This window comes from Cronobacter condimenti 1330, from assembly GCF_001277255.1.
GTDB classification, from domain to species: Bacteria; Pseudomonadota; Gammaproteobacteria; order Enterobacterales; family Enterobacteriaceae; genus Cronobacter; species Cronobacter condimenti.
The window spans coordinates 1,190,543-1,208,229 of sequence record NZ_CP012264.1 but is presented as its reverse complement, the minus strand read 5'-3'; the positions used below and the strand labels follow the sequence as shown (position 1 = coordinate 1,208,229).

Sequence of the window (17,687 nt, the reverse complement as noted above, 5' to 3'; positions counted from 1 at the left end):
ATGGCAACATTTTCTTTAGGTAAACACCCTCACGTCGAACTGTGCGATTTGCTGAAGCTGGAAGGCTGGAGCGAAAGCGGCGCGCAGGCAAAGATCGTGATTTCTGAAGGTCAGGTCACCGTCGACGGCGCGGTGGAAACCCGCAAGCGCTGCAAAATCGTCGCCGGACAAACCGTCAGCTTCAACGGTCAGAGCGTGACCGTTACCGCGTAATACGCCACGCCCTCTCGTCGCAGAGGGCGTTTTATTTCCCCGTCCAGAATCTTCTCTTATCGCCCTTCCCCGCAGGTGTTGCACGGTCCTTATCGCGGATGCTGGGCTGGCGTGCCCGCGCAGTTTTCCAACCGACTTCAAAGAATCAGCAAATCTTCTGACAGAACGTTAAATAGATGTTGCGCGCTATCACCCCGATCACAGAGCATAGGTAGAACGTTCTACTAGAACGTTCTACCTACTATAAAACAGGGCGTACAGCCCGGCTGTTTCAATCGGGGGATCGGCATGAGTCTGATAACGGGTTTCGTCAAATCACTTTCAAAATTGTCCATGATAGGCCGCGCGCTAATGCTGCCTATTTCGCTATTGCCTGCCGCGGGTCTGCTACTGGCGTTCGGCGATAAATTCCATCTGCCGCTGATGATGAACGCGGGCGGGGTTATTTTCGATAACCTGCCGTTGCTGTTTGCCATCGGCTCCGCCGTTGGTCTGGCGTCGGAATCAGGCATCGCGGCGCTGTCCGCGGCGGTTTCCGTCTTCATTATTAACATCACGATCAGCACGCAGCTTGGCATCACGCCGGAGATGGCGGCAAGCGGCGGCAAATATGCCATGGTGGTCGGCATCCCGACGCTCCAGATGGGCGTGTTCGGCGGGCTTATCTCCGGCATTCTCGCAGCGTGGTGTTACAACCGTTTCCATACGCTGCAACTGCCGGAGTTCCTGGGATTCTTCTCCGGTAAACGGTTTGTGGCGATCGCCGCAGCGTTTCTCTCGTTCCTGCTCGGACTGGCGCTGCCGTATGTCTGGCAGCACATCCAGTCAGGCATCGACGCGCTGTCTGTGATTGTGAATGGCGATAATCAGGCCGCCTCGACCTTTATCTTCGGGCTGGTAGAACGCGCGCTGATCCCGCTCGGCCTGCACCACATCTGGTATCCGTCCTTCTGGTATTCCTTCGGCGATTACACGACGCAGACCGGGCAGGTTATCCACGGCGATCAGACTATCTGGTTCAAAATGCTGGAAGAAGGCGTGAAAAGCTTTAGCAGCGACACCTACCAGAATGCCGGTAAATTCATGCAGGGGGAATTCCCGTTGATGCTGTTTGCGCTGCCTGCGGCGTGCCTGGCCATGTACCACGAAGCCACCACAAAGAATAAAAAAATTGCCTCCGGCATTCTTTTCTCCGCCGCGCTGACCTGTTTTCTGACAGGGATCACGGAGCCGGTAGAATTTACCTTTATTTTTGTCGCGCCGGTCCTGTATGTATTTAACGCCATCATGGCGGGGCTTGCGTATATGTCCATGTATTTACTGGATGCGCATATCGCTAAATCGTTTTCCGCCGGGCTTATCGACTACATTTCGTTTGGGATCCTGCCGTCTTTTAACGGCTATCAGACCCACTACCTGAACGCGGTGATAGTCGGTGTGCCGATGGCGATTATTTATTACTTTACCTTCCGTTTCGTGATCCGCCGTTTTGACGTCAAAACGCCAGGCCGCGTGGAAATTACCGCCAGCGCGGATGATAAAACGGACGCAGAGCTCGCGGGCAATATTGTCGGGCTGCTCGGCGGCAAAGAAAATATCACCAGCGTCGGCGCCTGTATCACGCGTTTGCGTCTTGAAGTCTCACGTCCGGAACTGGTAGACAGAGATGGGCTGAACGGCCTTGGTGCTCGCGGCGTCGTGTTCGTTGGCGATAACGGCATTCAGGTGATTTTCGGCGCGCGCGCGCAGTTTATCGCACAAAGTATGTCAGGCATGACCGGGAAATAACGCCCGCGCGGGCCTGGCGCCAGGCCCGCGAACGCAGGTGATAAAAGGAAATTCAGGGCAGATGAAAAAGGTCAGCATTATCGATGTGGCGCGTCATGCGGGCGTCTCGGTGTCAACGGTATCGCTGGTGTTGCGCCAGAAAGGAAAAATTTCTACCGCGACCATCGAAAAAGTGCATGCCGCTATTGAGGCGCTGGGCTATGTGCATAACGTCGCCGCGGCTAATCTGCGCGGTAAAACCTCTAACCTGATTGGCCTGGTCGTAGAAGATCTCAACGACCCGTTCTCCACACGCGTCACGGCAAGCCTGGTGCAGGCACTGGAGACACAGGGCTACATGGTGTTTCTGACCCAGCCAGGCCGCGAGACAAGCCGTCTTGAGGCCTGCTTTGTCTCGTTTACCCGCCAGGGCGTGGCGGGCGTGGTGTATCTGACTGCTGATTCCACCCACCAGACGTTACCCGCGCCGGTTGTGCAGAGCACGTTGCCGGTAGTGGTGGTTTCGCAATCGCCGGTTGAGAACACACTTAACAGCGTGGTGCGTGACAACCGTCAGGCGGGCGGTCTCGCCACACGCTATCTGATTGAGCGTGGGCACCGCAACATCGCCTATATCGGCGGTACGGCCTCATGTTTGATTCGCCAGGAGCGGTTGTTTGGCTATCGCGCCGCGCTTTCGCAATACGGACTTGCCTGGCGCGACGAGTTCGCGCCCGCCTGCGCTGAAGAGACGCTCGCGGTGAATATCGCCGTACGTCAGTTGCTGGAGGCGAACAATAAAATCACCGCCCTGCTGTGCCATTCGCCGCATGCGATTATCGGCTGCCTTGAGGCTATCCATCAGGTAGGCCGTACGGTGGGGAAGGATGTGTTTCTGACGCAACAGGTCTCGATGATTGGCTTTGAAGACATGATGCACGTGAATCTTACCTCGCCGTCGTTTACCTATGTGTCGTCCGCCAGTGAGGAGACCGGGCGCCAGGCGGCGGGGCTGATTGTGCGGCTCATTCATGAGCCAGGCCTGCCGGCACAACGTGTGACGCTCTCGGGCGAGTTAGTGATTCGCGGCTCAGCCTGAGAAACACGGCGGGCGGCGGCGTTTCCTCACCCCCCCTTTATCTGCTGCAACCTCATGCGCAAGGCCAGTAAGCGCCGCGCCACCTGCCTTGCCTCTGACCATCGACATAAAAAAAGCGGCTTTCGCCGCTTTTTCTTATCTGTCTCTTACTTCCGTCGCCAGGTGGTGCCTTGCGGGCCATCTTCCAGAATAATGCCCATCTCGGTTAAGCGATCGCGCGCGGCGTCTGCTGCCGCCCAGTCTTTTGCTTTACGCGCTTCCAGACGTTTTACGATAAGCGCTTCGATTTCTGCCACTTCATCGTCATTGGCCTGTGCGCCGGATTGCAGGAACTGCTCCGGTTCCTGCTCCAGCAGCCCCAACACCGCCGCGAGCTTGCGCAAATGCGCCGCCAGTTGATTCGCCGCGCTGCTGTCTTCCGCTTTCAGACGGTTAACCTCACGCGCCATATCAAACAGCACCGAATAGGCTTCCGGCGTATTGAAATCGTCATTCATCGCCTCGACAAAACGCGTTTCAAACGCCTCGCCGCCCGCAGGTGCTGCCTCGCTGTCGGTGCCACGCAGCGCGGTGTAGAGACGCTCAAGCGACGCGCGCGCCTGCTTTAAGTTCTCTTCGCTGTAGTTCAGCTGGCTGCGATAGTGACCGGACATCAGGAAGTAACGCACGGTTTCGGCATCGTAGTGTTGCAACACGTCGCGCACGGTAAAGAAGTTGCCAAGCGATTTGGACATCTTCTCGCGATCGACCATCACCATCCCGGAGTGCATCCAGTAATTCACATATTCGCCGTCATGCGCGCAGGTTGACTGTGCGATTTCGTTTTCATGGTGCGGGAACATCAGGTCAGAACCGCCGCCGTGAATATCGAAATGGCTGCCCAGTTGTTTGCAGTTCATGGCAGAACACTCAATATGCCAGCCCGGACGCCCATCGCCCCACGGCGACGGCCAGCTCGGCTCACCCGGTTTAGACATTTTCCACAGCACGAAATCCATCGGGTTGCGCTTACTGTCGGCCACTTCCACGCGCGCGCCCGCCTGAAGTTGTTCCAGATCCTGACGGGACAGTTTGCCGTAATCGGCATCGCTTTCGACCGCGAACATGACATCGCCGTTGCCTGCGACATACGCATGACCGCGAGCAATCAGTTGTTCAACGATTTCGATGATTTCCGGAATGTGCTGCGTCGCGCGCGGCTCGCTTTCCGGGCGCAAAATATTCAGCGCATCAAAATCTTTATGCATCTCTGCGACCATGCGGTCCACCAGGGCCACAAAATCTTCGCCGTTCTCGTTAGCGCGCTTGATGATTTTGTCGTCAATATCGGTAATATTGCGGACATATTTCAGCTTATAGCCGAGAAAACGCAGGTAACGCGCAACGACATCAAAGGCGATAAAGGTGCGGCCATGGCCAATGTGACAGAGGTCATAAACGGTAATACCACACACGTACATGCCGACTTCCCCGGCATGAATAGGCTTAAATTCTTCTTTCTGGCGACTCATGGTATTGAAGATTTTTAACATCAGAAGTTTCCGTGTCAGTGTGTGGTAAGCAGATAAAACCCCTATATTACCCATAATTGAAACCGCAAGCACCCCACTTTGCAAGGTGAAGCAAGCGGTGAGTTATGCTATAACACCCTCCTACTGTGGCTTCTTTCAGAAGCCGAAGCACCACTGAAACAAAACAGGATGCAGACATGGTTACTTTTCACACCAATCACGGCGACATCGTAATCAAAACTTTTGATGACAAAGCGCCGGAAACGGTAAAAAACTTTCTGGACTATTGCCGCGAAGGTTTCTACGACAACACCATTTTCCATCGTGTTATCAACGGCTTTATGATTCAGGGCGGCGGCTTTGAGCCGGGCATGAAACAAAAAAGCACCAAAGATCCTATCAAAAACGAAGCCAACAACGGCCTGAAGAACACCCGCGGTACGCTGGCCATGGCGCGCACGCAGGCACCGCACTCTGCGACTGCCCAGTTCTTCATCAACGTGGCGGATAACGACTTCCTGAACTTCAGCGGCGAAAGCATGCAAGGTTGGGGCTACTGCGTGTTCGCAGAAGTGGTCGAAGGCATGGACGTGGTTGATAAAATCAAAGGCGTTTCTACCGGCCGCAGCGGCATGCATCAGGATGTGCCTAAAGAAGACGTGATTATTGAGCGCGTAACCGTCAGCGAGTAATTCGTGGCGACGCTCTTTATTGCAGATCTTCATCTGTCCTCAGAAGAACCGGCGATTACCGCCGGTTTTCTGCGTTTTTTAGCCGGCACAGCGCGTGAGGCGGATGCGCTTTACATTCTTGGCGATCTCTTCGAAGCCTGGATTGGCGATGACGACCCCGAGCCGCTGCACCGCGATATCGCGGCCGCCCTGCGTGCGTTAAGCGATGCCGGCGTTCCTTGCTATTTCATTCACGGCAACCGCGATTTTCTGCTGGGCCGCCGCTTCGCACATGAAAGCGGAATGCAGCTTTTGCCAGAAGAAAAGGTGCTCGACCTCTACGGCAGACGCGTGCTGATTATGCACGGCGACACACTCTGCACCGACGACGCTGGTTATCAGGCATTTCGCGCGAAAGTGCATAAGCCGTGGATACAAAAAGCCTTCCTCGCCCTGCCCCTGCGACTGCGCCGCCGTATCGCCGCCAAAATGCGCGCCGGTAGTAAAGCCTCCAACAGCCAGAAAGATCTCGCGATCATGGACGTGAACCCGCAAGCGGTGGTCGAGGCGATGACGCGTCATCACGTGCAGTGGCTTATCCACGGTCATACTCACAGGCCTGCTGTCCATCCGCTTGAGGCTAACGGCCAGCCCGCGCATCGCGTAGTATTAGGCGCCTGGCACACCGAAGGCTCAATGATAAAAGTCACCCCTGACGACGTAGAACTGCTCGCCTTTCCTTTCTGAATCGCGTGCTGCTTTTTTGCCTTTCGCACGCGTACGCAACCGTTTTCCTTGCCTGTTATCCGTGCTATTCTCGAACCCCTCATAACGGCGACCCCGTTCATTTTGCCGCCTGACCACAGGAGTTTTGAGACGTATGTCCTCCAGCCATACCCCGGCGCGTATCGCCATCGTCATGGGTTCCAGAAGCGACTGGGCCACCATGCAGTTTGCCGCAGAAATTCTTGATGCTCTCGATGTGCCTCATCATGTCGAAGTCGTCTCCGCCCACCGCACCCCCGACAAACTGTTCAGCTTCGCCGAAAGCGCACAGGATAAGGGGTTTCAGGTGATTATCGCGGGCGCAGGCGGGGCTGCGCATCTGCCGGGCATGATCGCGGCTAAAACGCTGGTCCCGGTGCTGGGCGTGCCGGTGCAGAGCGCGGCGTTAAGCGGGCTGGACAGCCTCTACTCTATTGTACAAATGCCGCGCGGTATTCCGGTCGGCACGCTGGCTATCGGCAAAGCGGGCGCGGCCAATGCCGCACTGCTCGCCGCACAAATTCTGGCGCAGCACGACAGCGCCCTGCTGGCGCGCCTTGAGACCTGGCGCCAAAAGCAGACCGACGAGGTGCTGGAGAACCCGGACCCACGGGGGGATGCATGAAACAGGTCTGTGTGTTGGGTAACGGCCAGCTCGGCAGAATGCTCCGCCAGGCGGGCGAGCCGCTCGGCATTCGCGTCTGGCCAGTCGGGCTGGATGCCGATCCGCAGGCGGTGCCGTTCGCCCAGAGCGTTATCACCGCCGAGATCGAACGCTGGCCGGAAACCGCCCTGACCCGCGAGCTGGCGCGTCATCAGGCTTTCGTAAACCGCGACGTTTTCCCGCTTATCGCCGACCGTCTCACGCAGAAACAGCTTCTGGACAAACTTTCTCTGCCGACCGCGCCCTGGCAGTTACTGGCCGATCGCAGCGAATGGCCGCAGGTGTTCAGCCGCCTCGGCGAGCTGGCCATCGTGAAGCGCCGCACCGGTGGGTATGACGGCCGCGGACAGTGGCGTCTGCGTGAGCATGACGCCGACACGCTGCCTGCCGAGTGTTATGGCGAATGTATCGTTGAGCAGGGCATCCATTTTTCTGGCGAGGTGTCGCTGGTCGGCGCGCGCGCCCATGATGGTCGCGCCGTGTTCTATCCGCTGACGCATAACCTGCATCAGGACGGCATTCTGCGCACGAGTGTCGCTTTCCCGAAAGCGAATGCCACGCAGCAGGATCAGGCGGAAACTATGCTGCGCGCCATTATGGATGAGCTGAATTACGTGGGCGTGATGGCGATGGAATGCTTCGTGACGCCGCAGGGCCTGTTGATTAACGAGCTGGCGCCGCGCGTGCATAACAGCGGTCACTGGACACAGAACGGCGCGTCCATCAGCCAGTTCGAGCTGCACCTGCGCGCCATCACCGGCCTGCCGTTGCCGCAACCGGTAGTCAGCAGCCCGTCGGTGATGGTGAATCTGATTGGCAGCGATCTCAATTACGACTGGCTCAAGCTGCCGCTGGTGCATCTGCACTGGTACGACAAAGAGGTGCGTGAAGGTCGCAAGGTCGGCCACCTTAACCTCAGCGACAACGAGCCGGCGCTGATTGACGCCACGCTGGAGGCGCTCGCGCCGCTGCTGCCGCCCGAGTACGCCAGCGGCATCGCCTGGGCGCAGGCGCTGTTACGGTAAAAGTAAAGGCACCCTGAGAGGTGCCTTTTTTATGCCTGCCGTTGGGATGGCGAATATTCCATTTTCTCCCTTTTCTCTCTTTTAGGGAGGGCTGGCGCGAGGGGATCTACACGCACCGTTAAAACAAGCCGGTGAGCACCCTCCCCTCGTCGCCGCCCTGCAGACCTTATTCCTCCAGCGCCTGTTCGAGATCGGCAATCAGGTCGTCTGCCTCTTCAATGCCCACGGATAACCGAATTAACTGCGGCGTAATCCCCTTCGCCAGCCGTTGTTCCAGCGGGATAGAGGCGTGCGTCATGCTAAATGGCTGGCTGACCAGGCTCTCCACGCCGCCTAAGCTTTCCGCAAGCGTAAACAACCGTAGCTTCTGGATAATCCGCGCCGCGCGCGCCTCATCGCCGCGCACCACGACAGAAATCATGCCGCCAGCAAGCGCCATCTGACGGCGCGCCAGTGCGTGTTGCGGATGGCTTTCAAGCCACGGGAAGAAAACCTGTTCAATCTGCGGATGCTGCTCCAGCCACTGGGCGATTTTCAGCGCGTTGACGCTGTGGCGCTCCATCCGCAGCGCCAGCGTGCGAATGCCGCGCAGCGTCAGGAAGCTGCTGAACGGGTCGAGCACCCCGCCGACGGCGTTTTGCAGATACCCGAGCTGCTGTGCAAGCGCCGCGTTATCACCAACGACCGCCAGCCCCGCCACCACATCGGAATGGCCATTCAGGTATTTGGTAGCGGAATGCACCACGATATCGAAGCCGAGGGCGAGCGGGCGGTGGATTGCCGGTGACGCAAAGGTATTATCCGCCACGCTGATTATACCGTGGCGTCGCGCCAGCCCGGCGATGGCTTCCAGATCGGCAAGCTTCAGCAGCGGGTTCGTCGGCGTTTCCACCCAGAGCATACGGGTTTCCGGGCGGATCGCCGCCTCCAGCGCGGCGGGATCGTCGGGTTTTACCCAGGAGACGGTCAGCCCGGCGGTACGCTTACGCACGTTTTCCAGTAACCGGTATGTGCCGCCATACACATCATCCACCGCCACGATATGGCTCTCTTTATCGAGCAGTTCCAGCACGGTCGAAATTGCCGCAAGCCCCGAGGCGAAGGCGAACCCCTGACGCCCGGCCTCCAGCTCGGCGATGGCGCGCTCAAGCACGTGGCGCGTCGGGTTGCCGCTGCGTGAATACTCATAACCCGTATGCTCGCCGGGCGCGGGCTGCGCGTAGGTGGAGGTGGCATAGATAGGCGGCATCACCGCGCCATGTTGGTCATGGTGCGCGCCGCTATGCACGCTGAGGGTCGCGAATTTATCCATGATAACGCTCCTTAATATTCAAGCTGGTTGCGCCAGCGGTTCAGCACATCGGTGCGGGTGATAAGACCAAGAAAGCGCGTGTCGTCGGTAACAACCGCCACCAGCCCGCGTGTGAAAACATCAAATACGTCGCGCTCGCTGGCGTGCTTATCGAGCGTGACGACCTCGCGGTTCATGGCGCGCGCAACGGGGGTGTGAAAACGCTGGCTGTCACCCTGAATAAACGTCAGCAAGTCCCACTCATCGACGATGCCCACCACCTGGCCCTGCGACAGCACCGGTAACTGCGAGATATCGTAAAGCCGCATCCGGGCAAGCACAGTTGCGAGCGTATCGTCAGGGGCGGCGGTCACCGCCGCGCCCTCGTCGTGGCGAAAGGCGATAAGATCGCGCAGATCCCCGGTGGCGGGTCGCGCCTGCAGCCCCTGCTGGCGCAGCCAGTCGTCATTGAACATCTTCGAGAGGTATTTATTGCCGCTGTCGCAGGCAAACGTCACGACGCGCTTCGGCGTGGTTTGCGCGCGGCAGTAGCGCAGCGCGGCGGCAAGCAGCGTGCCGGTGGAAGATCCTGCCAGCACACCTTCGATTTTCAGCAGATCACGTGCGGTGGTAAACGCTTCGCTATCGGTCACACGCAGAGCCTGTCCCACGCCCTCAAGGTGCGCGAGCGGCGGAATAAAATCTTCCCCAATGCCTTCCACCAGCCACGATCCCGCCTCGTGATAGCGCCCCGTTTCTACCTGGTCGGCAAGAATGGAGCCTGCCGGATCGGCCAGCACAAATTCGGTATGAGGCGCGTGTTTGCGAAACCACGCCTGGAGGCCACCAAGCGTGCCGCCCGAACCGACGCCCACCACAATGGCGTCGATGTGCCCACCCGCCTGGTCAAAGAGTTCCGGCGCGGTCGTGGTTTCATGGGCGAGCGGGTTCGCCGGGTTATTAAACTGATCGATGTAAAACGCCCCGGGCGTTTCATCGGCGAGGCGCTTTGCGTAATCCTGGTAATACGCCGGATGGCCCTTGTTAACATCCGAGCGGGTGAGTCGCACGTCCACGCCGAGCGCGCGCAGGTGATAAATCTTCTCGCGGCTCATTTTATCGGGCACCACCAGAATAAGCCGGTAGCCCTTTTGCGCGGCAATCAGCGCAAGCCCAAGCCCGGTGTTACCTGCGGTGGCTTCGATAATCGTGCCGCCGGGAACAAGACGCCCCTGCCGTTCCGCCTCGTTAATCATCGAGAGCGCGACGCGGTCTTTGATGGAGCCTCCGGGGTTCTGGTTTTCAAGTTTCAGCAGCAGTTCGCACGGGCCGGTATCAAGCTTTGCCAGGCGCAGCAGCGGCGTGTGCCCAATAAGCGAGGTGACAGAATCGACGATCGACATAGTCTGTTTATCCGTTATTCAGAGAACGGGCAAATGATAGGACTGCGTTTTTCGTCGGTTAAAGAATGATTCGCGGGGAATTAGAACCAGATGGAATATGACTGGCTGTTTCAGCAGTACAGCCATTCGGCAGTAAAAACACCTGGAAATATCGATGGCTAAATCGCGGCATTTTGCGGCCTTTTTCGCCGTTTATGCGCGCGCTTGCGTGACGTTATGCCATTTTGCGCATGTGCTTTTGCATAATTTTTCGAAGGGAGAATGTCTGATGTTGCCCACAGGCGCTGACAACATCAGACATCGTAAAATTACACGCTAAACTGGCGGAACAGCGCTTTACCGCGCAGCAGACGGACGCCGAGCCAGCCGCCGCACAGCGACAGCAACAGCGCACCGCAGAGCGGCAGCGCTATCCACAACCGCCAGTCAGGCTCCCACGGGAAATCAAACACGCGGGTCTGCAATACCCCAAGCGCCACCTCCGCCCCGATGGCGGCAACGATACCGGCCACAAGGCCGAGCAGCGCAAACTCGCTCCAGAGCGTGGCGCGCAGCAGTTTTTTCTCTGCCCCAAGCGTGCGGTAAACCACCAGCTCCTGGCGGCGCTGGTGCATCCCAACCTGTACCTGCGCCAGCAGCAACAGGACGCCACAGGCGGTAACCAGCACAACCATCACTTCCAGCGCGCGGCTTACCTGCTCCAGCACCTGGCCTATCTGCTTCAGAATGGCCCCGATATCGAGCACGCTCACCGTCGGGAATTCCCGGTTAAGCTGCGTCAGCATCGTGTCGGCGCGCTCTGCCCGGAAACTCGTCAGGAAGCTTTGCGGCTGCCCGTCAAGTGCGCCCGGCGGGAAAATAAAGAAGAAGTTGGGCCGCAGGCTCTCCCAGTCCACTTTGCGAAGACTGGTCACTTTAGCGGTAAAGGCCTGGGTGTCGCCGGTAAAGGTCACGCTGTCGCCCAGGGCTATCTTCAGACGCTGCGCCAGTCCTTCCTCCATCGACACCTCACCAGGCCCGGGAGGCCAGTTGCCCGCTGTGATGGGGTTGTGGTCCGGACGCGCCGCCTGCCAGGTGAGGTTAAGCTCGCGATTAAGCGCCTCGTCTTCGTTGCCCGCCGTGGCCTTGCCGTTTATCTGCGTCAGACGCGCGCGCACAATGGGATAAAACGTCTGCGGGATAATCTGATGCTCCGCCAGGAACGCTTTCACCGGGTCGCGCTGTTCCGGGGCGATGTTAATCAGAAAATAGTTAGGGCTTTCCGGCGGCAGTTGCTGCTGCCAGCGGTCGAGGAGATCGCCGCGCAGCACCAGCAGCAACGCCAGCAGCATGAAAGAGAGCGAAAACGCGGCAAGCTGACTCAGGGTTTGCCACGGCTGGCGCAAGAGTCGGTTGACGGCAAGCCGCAGCGCCAGGGAGCGCAGCCGCAGGCGACGCATTCCCCACAGCAATACCCAGCCCGCGACGCCGCACAGCGCGGCCAGCGCCACCGCACCTGCCAGCACCGCCCAGAGCAGCATGCGCCCGCCCATCAGCGCGGCAAGCAGCGCCACCACAATTATCGCCATTACCGGCAGATAGACTCTGAGCGGCCAGAGCGTTGCCACCGCATCGCGGCGCAACACGCGCAGCGGCTGTGTTGCCAGTAAGAGCCGGTACGGCCGCAACCCGACCAGCAGGGAAATCACGCCCATTGAGCCCACTGCCCAGACCCACGGCCAGAAGCTCGCCTCCGGCAGCGCGGCGGGTAAGACCGGCTTAAGAAGTTGCATCAGCAACGCCTCAAACAGCAGCCCCGCAACGCCGCCGGTCACGGCAGCGAGCGCGAGCACCATCAGCCACTGGCCGACAATCAACTTACGCAGCGCCGCGCGTCCTGCGCCGAGCGTTTTCAGGATAGCCACCAGGTCATAGCGACTCCGGCAGTAATGGCTCATCGCCACCGCCACGGCAGCCACCGCCAGCAGCAGCGTCAGGAGCGCGGAGAGCAGCAAAAATTGCTGCGAGCGCTGGAGCGATTTGCCAAGCGCGCTCTCGTCCTGTTCAAGGCCAGTCCAGCGGTGCTCAGGCTGAAGCTGTGGTAACAGCCAGCGTTCATAGCGCGCCAGTTGCGCCGGTGAGCCTGCGAATTTATAGCGCCAGGTGAGACGGCTGCCGGGCTGGATAGCGCCAGTACGCTCGGCATCGGCCAGGTTCATCAAAAGTCGCGGCGCCATCTGAAACGGGTTAAAACCGCTGTCCGGCTCCTGAATGACTTCGCCCGCGACGGTCAGCGTCGCATCGCCCACCTCTACCGTTTCGCCAGGTTTCAGGCCGAGCAGCGCCATCAGCCGCGGCGCCAGCAGCGCCGTGCCTGGCTCGGGCAACTGCCCTTCAGGGCGCGTCTGTAAGGTGCCATAAAGCGGATAGAGGTTATCAACCGCTTTCACGCTCGCAAGCTGCGGGCGATCGGCGGCGAAAGTCATGGTGGAAAAACTCAGCTGGCTGGAGACTTTCAGCCCCTCCCTGCGCGCGTTATCAAGCCATGCCTGCGGCACCGCGCGGCTGCTGCGAAGCGTACGGTCGCCTGCCATAAATTCACGGGTTTGCTGGCTTAAGCCCTTTTCCATGCGGTCGCTTATTTTGCCGAGCGCCAGCACGCAGGCCACCGCCAGGCTTAACGCGAGCCAGACGATTAACAGCGACGGGGAGCGCCATTCGCGCCAGAACCAGCGGGCCGTCATGCTTCCTCCCACAGCTTGCCGTCACGCAGGCGCAGCGTACGATCGCAGCGGGCTGCCAGTTCCGGGTCGTGCGTGACAAGGATAAGCGTAGTGCCGCTGTCGCGGTTGAGTGAAAAGAGCAGGTCAGCGATGCGCTCGCCGGTCTGGCGGTCGAGGTTGCCCGTGGGTTCGTCAGCAAAGAGCACCGCCGGGCGGCCGTTAAACGCGCGCGCCAGCGCCACGCGCTGCTGTTCGCCGGCGGAGAGTTGGGCAGGAAGATGATCGAGACGTTTACCCAGTCCCAGTTGTTCGAGCAACGCCCGCGCCTGCTGGCGGCTCGCCTTGCCGCTCTCGCCGCGCAGCATGGCGGGCAGTTCGACATTCTCCAGCGCGTTGAGCGTCGGGATCAGCATGAAAGACTGAAATACGAAGCCGACATCCCGCGCGCGTAACCGTGCGCGCGCCTCTTCATCCATCTCGTGCAGCGGTTCGCCCAGCAGTCGCACTTCGCCCCCGGTGCCATCGTCCAGCCCCGCGAGAATGGCCAGCAATGTCGACTTGCCGGAACCCGATTCGCCCACCAGCGCAATGCTCTGGCCCGGTTTGACAACCAGTTCAACTCCGGTAAGGATGGAAAGAGCCTGTTCCCCCTGACCGACGGATTTATTAAGATGATGAACTTCAAGAATGTTTTCCGCTGGCATTTACCTTTCCTGTTGCTGGCGTTATTAAGCTTGCGCGCCGCCGCGGCGGACACGTTACTGGTGCTGGGCGACAGCCTGAGCGCCGGTTATCGAATGGCAGCAGACGCCGCCTGGCCTGCGCTGCTTAACGATAAATGGCAGCAGCGCGACGTGCGTGTGGTGAACGCCAGTATCAGCGGCGACACCGCGCAGCAGGGGCTCTCGCGCCTGCCTGCGCTGCTCAAACAGCATCAGCCGCGCTGGGTGCTGATTGAGCTTGGCGGTAACGACGGTCTGCGCGGATTTCCGCCCGACACGCTCTCCGCCACGCTTAAGCAAATCATAGAACAGGTGAAAACGGCGGGCGCGGAACCGCTGCTGATGCAGATTCGTCTGCCCGCGAACTACGGGCGCCGTTACAATCAGGCGTTCGAGGCGATTTACCCTGAACTTGCGCAGTCATTCTCCATCCCCCTGCTGCCCTTTTTTATGGAAAAGGTTTATCTCAAACCGCAGTGGATGCAGGACGATGGCATTCATCCCAATCGCGACGCCCAGCCGTTTATTGCCGACTGGATGGCGCAGCGACTGGCCCCTTTAGTTAAACACGACTCATAACCCTGCGGGGCACTGAGCGGGTAAAGTTATGCAAAAATCACTCTTAATTACAGGATGTTCCAGCGGTATTGGCCTTGCCTGCGCGCACGAGCTACGCCGCCTTGGCTTTCAGATCCTCGCCGCCTGCCGCAAGCCGGAAGATGTCGCGCGCATGAACACGCTGGGCTTTATTGGCGTGTCGCTTGATCTCGATTCGCCAGAGAGCGTGGAAGACGCCGCGCGGGAAGTGATTCGCCTGACGAACAATCGCCTGTACGGCATTTTCAATAATGGCGGCTATGGCGTGTACGGGCCGCTTTCCACCATCAGCCGTGAGCAGATGGAACAGCAGTTTTCAACGAACTTTTTCGGCGCGCATCAGCTCACTATGCTGCTTTTGCCTGCCATGGTGCCACACGGCGAAGGACGCATTGTGAACACCAGTTCGGTGATGGGGCTTATCTCCACGCCTGGCCGCGGGGCCTATGCCGCCAGCAAATACGCCCTGGAGGCATGGTCTGACGCGCTGCGTATGGAGCTTCGCTACAGCGGCGTGAAGGTCAGCCTGATTGAGCCTGGGCCCATACGCACACGCTTTAGCGAAAACGTCAACCAGACGCAGTCTGACAAACCGGTAGAAAACCCCGGCATCGCCGCACGCTTTACGCTTGGCCCGGAGGCGGTTGTGGCAAAAGTGCGCCATGCTTTTGAAAGCCCGAATCCGCGCATTCGCTACCCGGTCACGCTGGTGACGCATGCGGTCGCCTGGCTGAAACGTCTGCTGCCAACGCGAATTATGGACAAAATTTTACAAGGGTAAGTTGAAGGCGTGCGCCCTGCCCCCATGTAAAAAGGAAATCGACAACAGAGAGTGACTCATGTCCGAACAGAATATTATTAACCTCAGCGAAGCGAACCTGCACCAGCTTCTGGAACAATCCATGACCGTGCCGGTGCTGTTCTATTTCTGGTCCGATCGCAGCCAGCACTGTCTGGAGCTGACGCCGGTGCTTGAGAAGCTGGCGAACCAGTATCAGGGACAGTTTATCCTCGCCAAAGTGGACTGCGACAACGAGCAGGCCATCGCCGCGCAGTTTGGTCTGCGCGCCATTCCGACGGTTTATTTATTCAGCCAGGGCCAGCCGGTAGATGGCTTCCAGGGCCCGCAACCAGAGGAAGCTATCCGCGCGCTGCTGGAAAAAGTGCTGCCGCGAGAAGAGGAGCTGAAAGCGCAGGAAGCGATGGCGCTGATGCAGGAAGGCAACTACGCGCAAGCATTGCCGCTCTTAAAAGACGCCTGGCAGATGTCGAATCAGGCAAGCGAAATCGGCCTGCTGCTGGCGCAAACGCAGATTGCCCTGAACCGCTCCGAGGACGCCGAAGCGGTGCTGAAAACGATCCCGATGCAGGATCAGGACACCCGCTATCAGGGTCTGGTCGCGCAGATTGACCTGCTGAAGCAGGCGGCAGACACCCCGGAAATCCAGCAGCTGCAACAGCAGGTGGAGCAAAACCCGGATGACGCGCAGCTCGCAAGCCAGCTCGCGCTGCAACTGCACCAGGTTGGACGTAACGAAGAGGCGCTGGAGTTGCTTTTCACTCACCTGAAGAAAGATCTGGGCGCCGCCGACGGCCAGGCGCGTAAAATGATGCAGGAAATTCTGGCCGCGCTGGGCACCGGTGATGCGCTGGCGTCAAAATACCGCCGTCAGCTCTATTCCCTGCTTTACTGATCCCCACCGGCAAGGATGCCGTGACTTCCCCTGCCAGATTCAGGCGCTGCGCCTGACGCTGGCAGGCGGTACAATGGTCGCTATTACTAACAACAGGAGGTTGGTTTGATGCTGTTTATTATCCCCGTTCTTATTTTTGTCGCGCTGGTTGTCGTGCTGGCTGGCGTTAAAATCGTGCCGCAGGGCTACCAGTGGACCGTGGAGCGCTTTGGCCGTTATACCAATACGCTACAGCCAGGTCTGAATCTCGTCGTGCCGTTTATGGACCGTATTGGCCGTAAAATCAATATGATGGAGCAGGTACTCGATATCCCGTCGCAGGAAGTTATCTCCAAAGATAACGCCAACGTGACCATCGACGCCGTTTGCTTTATTCAGGTGATCGACGCCCCGCGTGCGGCGTATGAGGTGAGTAATCTGGAACTCGCCATCATTAACCTCACCATGACCAACATCCGTACCGTGCTCGGCTCAATGGAGCTGGATGAAATGTTGTCGCAGCGCGACAGCATCAATACCCGTCTGCTGCACATCGTCGATGAAGCCACGAACCCGTGGGGCATTAAAGTCACGCGTATCGAGATCCGCGACGTGCGCCCGCCTGCCGAGCTTATTGCGTCAATGAACGCCCAGATGAAAGCCGAACGTACCAAACGTGCCTATATCCTTGAGGCCGAAGGTGTACGTCAGGCGGAAATTCTGAAAGCCGAAGGGGAAAAACAGTCGCAGATCCTCAAAGCAGAAGGCGAACGTCAGTCAGCGTTTTTACAGGCGGAAGCCCGTGAGCGTTCGGCGGAAGCCGAAGCGCGCGCCACGAAGATGGTATCGGAAGCGATTGCCGCTGGCGATATTCAGGCGGTGAATTACTTTGTAGCGCAGAAATACACCGACGCGCTCCAGCAGATTGGCTCTTCCAGCAACAGCAAAGTTGTCATGATGCCGCTTGAGGCTTCAAGCCTGATGGGCTCAATCGCCGGTATCGCTGAGCTTATCAAAGACAGCGGCAGCGAGCGTAAACGCCCATGATGATGCTTATCCTCTCTCATCCTCACGTTTTCTGGCTCTGCTTAGGCGGCCTGCTGCTGGCGGCAGAAATGCTCGGCGGCAACGGCTTTCTGCTCTGGAGCGGCGTGGCGGCGGTGGCAACTGGGCTGCTCGCCTGGCTTGTGCCGATGGGCTGGGAGTGGCAGGGCGTGAGTTTCGCGCTGTTAATGTTAATCGCCGTCTGGCTATGGTGGCGTTGGCTGTCCCGCCGGGCGCAGCCGCGTCCTGATAACGCGCTTAATCAGCGCGGGCAGCAACTACTGGGCCTGCGCTTTACGCTTGAGCAGGCGCTGGTAAATGGTCGCGGTCAGATCCATGTGGGCGACAGCGTCTGGCCGGTTTTTGCCGACCGTGATTTACCGGCAGGCACGATCGTTGAGGTTGTGGCTATCGACGGCATTCGTCTGCGGGTACAGGCAAGCGAAACGCATTAACGCATTACTATAAGACAGCACTGTTCAATAAAAGCCTGTTCGGGCATGATCCGGGCAGGCTTTTTTACAAAATTTTCACAAGGAA

At 58.8% G+C, this 17,687-nt stretch carries 17 protein-coding genes; 12 read left to right on the top strand and 5 right to left on the bottom strand.

The window, feature by feature from the left end; translation table 11 throughout:
• The 3 genes from ybcJ to malI all read left to right on the top strand — a co-directional run bounded on the left by ybcJ (window position 1) and on the right by malI (window position 3,079).
• A complete protein-coding gene (ybcJ, locus tag AFK62_RS05520; RefSeq protein ID WP_007678455.1) occupies window positions 1–213 on the top strand; it encodes a ribosome-associated protein YbcJ in 213 nt (70 codons plus the stop codon).
• 288 nt (window positions 214–501) lie between these two features.
• A complete protein-coding gene (locus AFK62_RS05515; protein ID WP_053531763.1) occupies window positions 502–2,001 on the top strand; it encodes a PTS transporter subunit EIIC in 1,500 nt (499 codons plus the stop codon).
• Window positions 2,002–2,062: 61 nt separating this feature from the next.
• A complete protein-coding gene (malI, locus tag AFK62_RS05510) occupies window positions 2,063–3,079 on the top strand; it encodes a Mal regulon transcriptional regulator MalI (RefSeq protein ID WP_007673557.1) in 1,017 nt (338 codons plus the stop codon).
• A 146-nt stretch (window positions 3,080–3,225) separates the two neighbouring features.
• Here malI and cysS read toward each other — a convergent pair whose 3' ends face one another.
• Complete coding sequence (gene cysS / locus AFK62_RS05505; protein WP_007673559.1) at window positions 3,226–4,611, bottom strand: cysteine--tRNA ligase; 1,386 nt, start codon at window positions 4,609–4,611, stop codon at window positions 3,226–3,228.
• 176 nt (window positions 4,612–4,787) lie between these two features.
• Here cysS and ppiB point away from each other — a divergent pair, with 176 nt between their 5' ends.
• The 4 genes from ppiB (at window position 4,788) to purK (ending at window position 7,715) form a co-directional block, all read left to right on the top strand.
• Window positions 4,788–5,282, top strand: a complete 495-nt coding sequence (ppiB, locus tag AFK62_RS05500; protein WP_007673560.1) for a peptidylprolyl isomerase B — start codon at window positions 4,788–4,790, stop codon at window positions 5,280–5,282.
• 3 nt (window positions 5,283–5,285) lie between these two features.
• On the top strand, window positions 5,286–6,008 hold the full coding sequence (lpxH, locus tag AFK62_RS05495; protein ID WP_053531762.1) for a UDP-2,3-diacylglucosamine diphosphatase: 723 nt from the start codon (window positions 5,286–5,288) through the stop codon (window positions 6,006–6,008).
• A 133-nt stretch (window positions 6,009–6,141) separates the two neighbouring features.
• Window positions 6,142–6,651, top strand: a complete 510-nt coding sequence (gene purE / locus AFK62_RS05490; RefSeq protein ID WP_053531761.1) for a 5-(carboxyamino)imidazole ribonucleotide mutase — start codon at window positions 6,142–6,144, stop codon at window positions 6,649–6,651.
• A complete protein-coding gene (purK, locus tag AFK62_RS05485) occupies window positions 6,648–7,715 on the top strand; it encodes a 5-(carboxyamino)imidazole ribonucleotide synthase (RefSeq protein ID WP_007673563.1) in 1,068 nt (355 codons plus the stop codon). Before purE ends, purK begins: the two co-directional genes overlap by 4 nt.
• A 166-nt stretch (window positions 7,716–7,881) precedes the next feature.
• Here purK and AFK62_RS05480 read toward each other — a convergent pair whose 3' ends face one another.
• From AFK62_RS05480 to ybbA, 4 genes are all read right to left on the bottom strand, one after another.
• Window positions 7,882–9,027 carry a trans-sulfuration enzyme family protein gene (locus AFK62_RS05480; protein ID WP_053531760.1) on the bottom strand — a complete coding sequence of 382 codons (1,146 nt, stop codon included), beginning with the start codon at window positions 9,025–9,027 and terminating at the stop codon, window positions 7,882–7,884.
• Window positions 9,028–9,038: 11 nt separating this feature from the next.
• Window positions 9,039–10,409 (bottom strand): pyridoxal-phosphate dependent enzyme, encoded by a 1,371-nt coding sequence (locus AFK62_RS05475; protein WP_007673565.1) that lies wholly within the window; start codon window positions 10,407–10,409, stop codon window positions 9,039–9,041.
• A gap of 308 nt (window positions 10,410–10,717) precedes the next feature.
• Window positions 10,718–13,132 carry a putative ABC transporter permease subunit YbbP gene (gene ybbP, locus AFK62_RS05470; protein WP_007673566.1) on the bottom strand — a complete coding sequence of 805 codons (2,415 nt, stop codon included), beginning with the start codon at window positions 13,130–13,132 and terminating at the stop codon, window positions 10,718–10,720.
• A complete protein-coding gene (ybbA, locus tag AFK62_RS05465) occupies window positions 13,129–13,815 on the bottom strand; it encodes a putative ABC transporter ATP-binding protein YbbA (RefSeq protein ID WP_007673568.1) in 687 nt (228 codons plus the stop codon). The genes ybbP and ybbA overlap by 4 nt, the downstream gene beginning before the upstream one ends.
• Here ybbA and tesA point away from each other — a divergent pair.
• The 5 genes from tesA to AFK62_RS05440 all read left to right on the top strand — a co-directional run bounded on the left by tesA (window position 13,783) and on the right by AFK62_RS05440 (window position 17,602).
• Entirely contained in the window at window positions 13,783–14,412 is a 630-nt protein-coding gene (gene tesA / locus AFK62_RS05460; protein ID WP_007673569.1) for a multifunctional acyl-CoA thioesterase I/protease I/lysophospholipase L1, read from the top strand. The genes ybbA and tesA overlap by 33 nt on opposite strands.
• A gap of 28 nt (window positions 14,413–14,440) precedes the next feature.
• Complete coding sequence (locus tag AFK62_RS05455) at window positions 14,441–15,211, top strand: SDR family oxidoreductase (RefSeq protein WP_007673571.1); 771 nt, start codon at window positions 14,441–14,443, stop codon at window positions 15,209–15,211.
• Window positions 15,212–15,269: 58 nt separating this feature from the next.
• The gene (locus tag AFK62_RS05450; protein ID WP_053531759.1) at window positions 15,270–16,124 is read left to right on the top strand and encodes a co-chaperone YbbN; all 855 of its coding nucleotides are present in this window, start codon (window positions 15,270–15,272) and stop codon (window positions 16,122–16,124) included.
• A 108-nt stretch (window positions 16,125–16,232) separates the two neighbouring features.
• Window positions 16,233–17,150: an SPFH domain-containing protein gene (locus tag AFK62_RS05445; protein WP_007673578.1), complete on the top strand. Its 918-nt coding sequence runs from the start codon at window positions 16,233–16,235 to the stop codon at window positions 17,148–17,150.
• Complete coding sequence (locus tag AFK62_RS05440) at window positions 17,147–17,602, top strand: NfeD family protein (RefSeq protein ID WP_007673580.1); 456 nt, start codon at window positions 17,147–17,149, stop codon at window positions 17,600–17,602. The genes AFK62_RS05445 and AFK62_RS05440 overlap by 4 nt, the downstream gene beginning before the upstream one ends.
• Window positions 17,603–17,687 lie beyond the last annotated feature (85 nt).

Bases quoted from the DNA above. Each gene is read 5' to 3' on its own strand.
- ybbA (WP_007673568.1), bottom strand. From the start codon at position 13,815: ATGCCAGCGGAAAACATTCTTGAAGTTCATCATCTTAATAAATCCGTC.
- AFK62_RS05440 (WP_007673580.1), top strand. From the start codon at position 17,147: ATGATGATGCTTATCCTCTCTCATCCTCACGTTTTCTGGCTCTGCTTA.
- AFK62_RS05450 (WP_053531759.1), top strand. From the start codon at position 15,270: ATGTCCGAACAGAATATTATTAACCTCAGCGAAGCGAACCTGCACCAG.
- tesA (WP_007673569.1), top strand. From the start codon at position 13,783: ATGATGAACTTCAAGAATGTTTTCCGCTGGCATTTACCTTTCCTGTTG.
- malI (WP_007673557.1), top strand. From the start codon at position 2,063: ATGAAAAAGGTCAGCATTATCGATGTGGCGCGTCATGCGGGCGTCTCG.
- ybcJ (WP_007678455.1), top strand. From the start codon at position 1: ATGGCAACATTTTCTTTAGGTAAACACCCTCACGTCGAACTGTGCGAT.
- purK (WP_007673563.1), top strand. From the start codon at position 6,648: ATGAAACAGGTCTGTGTGTTGGGTAACGGCCAGCTCGGCAGAATGCTC.
- purE (WP_053531761.1), top strand. From the start codon at position 6,142: ATGTCCTCCAGCCATACCCCGGCGCGTATCGCCATCGTCATGGGTTCC.
- ppiB (WP_007673560.1), top strand. From the start codon at position 4,788: ATGGTTACTTTTCACACCAATCACGGCGACATCGTAATCAAAACTTTT.
- AFK62_RS05475 (WP_007673565.1), bottom strand. From the start codon at position 10,409: ATGTCGATCGTCGATTCTGTCACCTCGCTTATTGGGCACACGCCGCTG.
- AFK62_RS05480 (WP_053531760.1), bottom strand. From the start codon at position 9,027: ATGGATAAATTCGCGACCCTCAGCGTGCATAGCGGCGCGCACCATGAC.
- AFK62_RS05445 (WP_007673578.1), top strand. From the start codon at position 16,233: ATGCTGTTTATTATCCCCGTTCTTATTTTTGTCGCGCTGGTTGTCGTG.
- AFK62_RS05515 (WP_053531763.1), top strand. From the start codon at position 502: ATGAGTCTGATAACGGGTTTCGTCAAATCACTTTCAAAATTGTCCATG.
- cysS (WP_007673559.1), bottom strand. From the start codon at position 4,611: ATGTTAAAAATCTTCAATACCATGAGTCGCCAGAAAGAAGAATTTAAG.
- AFK62_RS05455 (WP_007673571.1), top strand. From the start codon at position 14,441: ATGCAAAAATCACTCTTAATTACAGGATGTTCCAGCGGTATTGGCCTT.
- ybbP (WP_007673566.1), bottom strand. From the start codon at position 13,132: ATGACGGCCCGCTGGTTCTGGCGCGAATGGCGCTCCCCGTCGCTGTTA.